Annotated in this window: 1 pseudogene; it reads left to right on the plus strand. The window is 74.1% G+C overall.

Annotation, left to right across the window (positions count from 1 at the left end):
* Positions 1-1228 (plus strand): annotated as a pseudogene (locus AO501_RS38090) (exonuclease V subunit alpha); the annotation flags it as partial.

The following is a 1228-nucleotide window of genomic DNA, read 5'->3' on the forward strand; positions in this document are numbered from 1 at the left end:
CCCCCCCACCGCTGTCGACGTCCTAACGACCATCCTGGGCCGCGACGGCGCCCAAACCTCCGCCCACACCGCCGACGCCCTCGACTCCGACCCGTTCACCCGCCTGCACCGCGCGGCCGCGATGTACGCCGATGCGCTCTGCGTCGGCGCCGAACACCACGCCGGGGTCACCGTCATGACCGCCATCGACGCCGCCGCCGCCGGCCTCGGGACCCGCGTCACCGATGCCCCCGGGTGGCCGGGGCTGCGCCGCAACCTGGCCCTGCTCGCCCTGGGCGGTGCCGACCCCGTCGCCGCCCTCCACGACGCCGCGGTCACCCCGCTCGGTGACGTGATCGATCCCGCCGCCGTCTTGGACTGGCGCCTGCCCATCTGCGGCGAAACCACTGCGCCACAACCCGCCCCGCTGCGCTGGCTGAACCCCACACCGACCGCCCTGCACACCCACCCCCAGTGGGGACCCTACCTGCACGCGCGCGCTGAACTGGTCACCGAACTCGCCGACGCCGTGCGCGCCACCGCCCGCGGTTGGGAGCCTGCCAGCGCCCCGGCGTGGGCGCGCCCCCTGCTGGGTCAGCCCACCGCGCTGATGGCCGAAATCGCCGTCTTCCGGGCCGCCCACGGCGTCGACGCCGCCGACACCCGCATCACCGGCCCCGAACAACACCCCAACCGCTCCAAAGTCTTCCAGCACCTGATCCATGCCCGCCTCGATGCCGCCCTGACCCGCGCCAACACCGACGCCCCGCGCTGGCGCCAGCTCGCCGAAACGTATGACCGCAACATCACCGCCGACCCCTTCTGGCCGCGTCTGGCCACCCACCTCAACGACGCCGCCCAGGCCGGCGCCGACATCGACACCCTGCTGCGCGACGCCCTGGCCGCGCACGGCCCACTCCCGTCCGAAATGCCCGCCGCCGCCCTGTGGTGGCGCCTGGCCGGCACCCTGGCCCCGCCCTCTTTGGATCGCGCCGACACCACCCTGCGACCGGCCTGGACCCCGCAGCTGCACGGACTGTTCGGCACCGTTGTCGCCGAAGCGATCCTCACCGACCACGCCTGGCCGGCCCTGGTCGCCGCGGTGGCCGCCTGCGACTGGCCCCCGGCTGATCTGCTCGCCGCCGCCGCAGAACACCTGCACGACATCAACGCTGAAAAGCCTTTGCGCCCCGACCAGTACGCGCGCCTGCTGACCTACCGCGTCGAGCTGCTCACCCACCACGCCGCC

The organism is Mycobacterium gordonae, assembly GCF_001417955.2.
Lineage (GTDB): Bacteria > Actinomycetota > Actinomycetes > Mycobacteriales > Mycobacteriaceae > Mycobacterium > Mycobacterium gordonae_B.